This window comes from Pontibacter sp. GD13 (assembly GCF_058216355.1).
Genome location: NZ_JBYZMQ010000019.1, coordinates 1 through 5,328, shown reverse-complemented (window position 1 = coordinate 5,328; position 5,328 = coordinate 1). Strand labels below are relative to the sequence as shown.

Sequence of the window (5,328 nt, the reverse complement as noted above, 5' to 3'; positions counted from 1 at the left end):
CGAAGAAAGTAGTTCTTCGGCAAGTTCTTTGAGAGATTGTTGAGACAGAAATAACACACAAGAGAAAGAGTAAGGGTAACCCGCGCAGGGGCAACTTGCGCCGCCCCTCCTTACGGGGGGGGCAACGGGGAGCCGGGGTCGAACGGACACATTTTGCAGGTAACTGCAGCAGAGTTTTTACAATGGAGAGTTTGATCCTGGCTCAGGATGAACGCTAGCGGCAGGCCTAATACATGCAAGTCGAACGGGCCTTGATTCTTCGGGATCTTGGCCAGTGGCGCACGGGTGCGTAACGCGTATGCAACCTACCTTCCATTGGGGGATAGCCCCGGGAAACCGGGATTAATACCGCATGACACCGCCTGAGGGCATCCGAGGGCGGTCAAAGCTGAGGCGATGGAAGATGGGCATGCGTGCCATTAGCTAGTTGGCGGGGTAAGGGCCCACCAAGGCGACGATGGCTAGGGGTTCTGAGAGGATGGTCCCCCACACTGGTACTGAGACACGGACCAGACTCCTACGGGAGGCAGCAGTAGGGAATATTGGGCAATGGCCGCGAGGCTGACCCAGCCATGCCGCGTGCAGGAAGAAGGCCTTCTGGGTTGTAAACTGCTTTTACCAGGGAAGAAAACGCTCCTGCGGGGGTAACTGACGGTACCTGGTGAATAAGCACCGGCTAACTCCGTGCCAGCAGCCGCGGTAATACGGAGGGTGCAAGCGTTGTCCGGATTTATTGGGTTTAAAGGGTGCGTAGGCGGCCCGTTAAGTCAGCGGTGAAATCCCACGGCTCAACCGTGGAACTGCCGTTGATACTGGCGGGCTTGAGTTCGGTCGAGGCGGGCGGAACTGGCGGTGTAGCGGTGAAATGCATAGATACCGCCAAGAACCCCGATTGCGTAGGCAGCTCGCTGGGCCGAAACTGACGCTGAGGCACGAAAGCGTGGGGAGCGAACAGGATTAGATACCCTGGTAGTCCACGCCGTAAACGATGATGACTCGATGTTGGCGATACACTGTCAGCGTCCAAGCGAAAGCGTTAAGTCATCCACCTGGGGAGTACGCCCGCAAGGGTGAAACTCAAAGGAATTGACGGGGGCCCGCACAAGCGGTGGAGCATGTGGTTTAATTCGATGATACGCGAGGAACCTTACCTAGGCTAGAATGCGCGTGACGGCCCCAGAGATGGGGCTTCCCTTCGGGGCACAAAGCAAGGTGCTGCATGGCTGTCGTCAGCTCGTGCCGTGAGGTGTTGGGTTAAGTCCCGCAACGAGCGCAACCCCTATCTCTAGTTGCCAGCGCGTCATGGCGGGGACTCTAGAGGGACTGCCTCCGCAAGGAGTGAGGAAGGCGGGGACGACGTCAAGTCATCATGGCCCTTACGCCTAGGGCTACACACGTGCTACAATGGCCGGTACAGAGGGTCGCCACCTGGCAACAGGGCGCCAATCTCAAAAAGCCGGTCTCAGTTCGGATCGGAGTCTGCAACTCGACTCCGTGAAGCCGGAATCGCTAGTAATCGCGCATCAGCAACGGCGCGGTGAATACGTTCCCGGGCCTTGTACACACCGCCCGTCAAGCCATGGAAGTCAGGGAGACCTGAAGCCGGTGACCGTCAAAGGAGCCGTCTAGGGTAAAACTGGTAACTGGGGCTAAGTCGTAACAAGGTAGCCGTACCGGAAGGTGCGGCTGGATCACCTCCTTTCTAGGGTCGGCCACCGGCTCCTCGGGCGCAGGCCCCCGGCGCGGGCCCCTTCTTTTTTTACTGCGTGTTTTCTGTCTTGGCAAGACCTCAAACCCCAATGTTGCACGGCGGCAGCGGCGCCCTCTTTCCGGGCTTGTAGCTCAGGTGGTTAGAGCGCTACACTGATAATGTAGAGGTCCGTGGTTCGAGTCCACGCAGGCCCACTCACACGCCCTGGGGGATTAGCTCAGCTGGCTAGAGCGCCTGCCTTGCACGCAGGAGGTCAACGGTTCGACTCCGTTATTCTCCACACAACACCCACACAGGCAGAAACAGCAGGTTTTTGCCTCCAGCCTGACAGTAAAGCAGACAAGACCAGGGGCTGACTCTGGACCCTTGACGCTTCGCTTCTCAGGGTAAGTTCTTTGACATGATGGGAGAGAGAGAATAAAAGTTTAGGCTGCCCTGCGGGGCAGCCCATGCAAAACGAGCAAGAAGAGGCGGGCCGCTGCTTTAGGTAGCAGCGGCCGAGAACGCAGACAAGGGCGCATGGGGGATGCCTAGGCTCTCAGAGGCGATGAAGGACGCGACAAGCTGCGAAAAGCCGCGGGGAGGGGCACATACCCTGTGATCCGCGGGTATCCGAATGGGGCAACCCAGTATATTGAAGATATACTACCCTACGGGGGGCGAACCCGGGGAACTGAAACATCTAAGTACCCGGAGGAAGAGAAAATAACAATGATTCCGTAAGTAGTGGCGAGCGAACGCGGAGGAGCCCAAACCGGTCGTGTCACGGCACGGCCGGGGTTGTAGGGCCACGATATCGGACCAAAGATTGAAGCATAACACCCTGGGAAGGGTGACCAGAGGGGGTGATAGTCCCGTGTGCGCAAGCTCTTTGGCCGTAGTGGTACCCTGAGTAGGGCGGGACCGGAGAAATCCCGCCTGAATCCACCGGCACCATCCGGTAAGGCTAAATACTCCTGAGAGACCGATAGTGAACCAGTACCGTGAGGGAAAGGTGAAAAGTACCCTGAATAAGGGGGTGAAACAGATCCTGAAACCATGCGCCTACAAGCGGTCGGAGCCCTTTAGTGGGGTGACGGCGTGCCTTTTGCATAATGAGCCTACGAGTTACTCCTCCCTGGCGAGGTTAAGCTTCTCAAGGAGCGGAGCCGGAGCGAAAGCGAGTCTGAACAGGGCGCACAGTCAGGGGGGGTAGACGCGAAACTTTGTGATCTACCCATGGGCAGGATGAAGTTTGGGTAAAACCAAATGGAGGTCCGAACCAGTTTCCGTTGAAAAGGATTTGGATGACCTGTGGGTAGGGGTGAAAGGCCAATCAAACTGAGAAATAGCTCGTACTCCCCGAAATGCCTTTAGGGGCAGCGTCGCGGTGGAGTCATGTGGAGGTAGAGCTACCGATAGGACTAGGGGGAGTCACATCCTACCGAATCCTGACGAACTCCGAATGCCACTTGATATACGCGGCAGTGAGGCGCGGGGTGCTAAGGTCCCGCGCCGAGAGGGAAAGAACCCAGACCGCCAGCTAAGGTCCCAAAGTCCACGCTAAGTTGAACAAAGGGGGTCCAGTTGCCTAGACAGCCAGGATGTTGGCTTGGAAGCAGCCATTCATTTAAAGAGTGCGTAACAGCTCACTGGTCGAGCGACAGGGCATCGATAATAATCGGGCATCAAGCATGGCACCGAAGCTGCGGATTGCACTATGTGCACTGGTAGGGGAGCATTCCAAGGGCGGTGAAGGTATGCCGGCAAGGCGTGCTGGAGCGCTTGGAAAAGCAAATGTAGGCATAAGTAACGATAATGCGGGCGAGAAACCCGCACACCGAAAGACCAAGGTTTCCTGATCAACGCTAATCGGATCAGGGTTAGTCGGGTCCTAAGGGCGAGGCGAGAGCGCAGTTCGATGGACAACTGGTTAATATTCCAGTACCGGCGCGTCACAGCGACGCGGTGACGGAGAAGTGAAAGGACGGCGCACTGACGGAATAGTGCGTTTAAGGGCGTAGGTATTGGCCTGGTTGTGAAGTACGCCAGGCTAGCTGAAATCTGAAAGTACCCCAAGCCCCCGGGCGCGGGGATCGTCCCTAATCAGGCTCCCTAGAAAACCCGCTAAGCGTTTTGACTGGCGCGCCGCCCGTACCGCAAACCGACACAGGTGGTCGAGGAGAGAATCCTAAGGTGCTCGAGTGAATCACGGCCAAGGAACTCGGCAAAATGGCCCTGTAACTTCGGGAGAAGGGGCGCTTCCTCCGCGCAAGCGGAGAAGCCGCAGTGAAAAGGCCCAGGCGACTGTTTAACAAAAACACATGGCTTTGCGAAATCGAGAGATGAAGTATAAGGCCTGACACCTGCCCGGTGCCGGAAGGTTAAGAGGGGATGTTAGCCGCAAGGCGAGGCGTTGAATCGAAGCCCCGGTAAACGGCGGCCGTAACTATAACGGTCCTAAGGTAGCGAAATTCCTTGTCGGGTAAGTTCCGACCTGCACGAATGGTGTAACGATCTGGGCGCTGTCTCAGCCGTGAGCTCGGTGAAATTGTAGTCTCGGTGAAGATGCCGAGTACCCGCAACGGGACGGAAAGACCCCGTGCACCTTTACTATAGCTTAGCATTGCCGCTGGGTAACTCATGTGTAGGATAGGTTGGAGGCTGTGAGCCGGTGTCGCCAGGCATCGGGGAGCCGTCCTTGAAATACAACCCTTGAGTTGCTTGGCGCCTAACCTCGTCAGACGGGGGACAGTGCTTGGTGGGTAGTTTGACTGGGGTGGTCGCCTCCAAAACAATAACGGAGGCTTTCAAAGGTTCCCTCAGCACGCTTGGTAACCGTGCGCAGAGCGCAATAGCAGAAGGGAGCTTGACTGTGAGGCCCACAAGCCGAGCAGGGCCGAAAGGCGGATATAGTGATCCGGTGGTTCCGCATGGAAGGGCCATCGCTCAAAGGATAAAAGGTACGCCGGGGATAACAGGCTGATCTCCCCCAAGAGCTCATATCGACGGGGAGGTTTGGCACCTCGATGTCGGCTCGTCACGTCCTGGGGCTGGAGAAGGTCCCAAGGGTTCGGCTGTTCGCCGATTAAAGTGGCACGCGAGCTGGGTTCAGAACGTCGTGAGACAGTTCGGTCCCTATCTGTTGTGGGCGTCGGAGATTTGAGGGGTCCTGACCTTAGTACGAGAGGACCGGGTTGGACGAGCCTCTGGTGCACCTGTTGTATCGCCAGATGCAGCGCAGGGTAGCTACGCTCGGACGGGATAAGCGCTGAAAGCATCTAAGCGCGAAACCCGCCCCAAGATGAGATCTCCCTTAAGGGCCGTCCAAGACGAGGACGTCGATAGGCCGCAGGTGTAAAGTCGGAGACGGCAAAGCCGAGCGGTACTAATTGCCCGAGCGCGTTCTCACCCAAGGCCGGCCACGGCCCGCCCCTTCGGCCCGCTCTCTCTCTCCCCACTCATGTTAAAACAGCACTTACAGGCCATCAGGCACGGCCCACGCGGACCGTGCGAAGAGAATGGCGGCTATGGCTCCGGTGAGCACCTCTTCCCATCCCGAACAGAGAAGTTAAGCCCGGACGCGCCGATGGTACTGGGGTCACACCCGGGAGAGTAGGTGGCCGCCAACCCCACAC

2 tRNA genes and 3 rRNA genes are annotated in these 5,328 nt (G+C 57.6%); all 5 read left to right on the top strand.

Annotated elements, in window-relative coordinates:
* Positions 1 to 179: 179 nt before the first annotated feature.
* Positions 180 to 1,702 (top strand): 16S ribosomal RNA (locus AC4BAN_RS17075).
* A 129-nt stretch (positions 1,703 to 1,831) separates the two neighbouring features.
* Positions 1,832 to 1,905 (top strand) — tRNA-Ile (locus tag AC4BAN_RS17070).
* A 12-nt stretch (positions 1,906 to 1,917) separates the two neighbouring features.
* A tRNA-Ala gene (locus AC4BAN_RS17065) sits at positions 1,918 to 1,991 on the top strand.
* A gap of 219 nt (positions 1,992 to 2,210) precedes the next feature.
* Positions 2,211 to 5,102: ribosomal RNA gene (locus tag AC4BAN_RS17060) — 23S ribosomal RNA — on the top strand.
* A gap of 108 nt (positions 5,103 to 5,210) precedes the next feature.
* Positions 5,211 to 5,322: ribosomal RNA gene (rrf, locus tag AC4BAN_RS17055) — 5S ribosomal RNA — on the top strand.
* Together the 16S, 23S and 5S rRNA genes with 2 tRNA genes alongside form the textbook arrangement of a ribosomal RNA operon.
* The last annotated feature ends 6 nt before the right edge of the window (positions 5,323 to 5,328 follow it).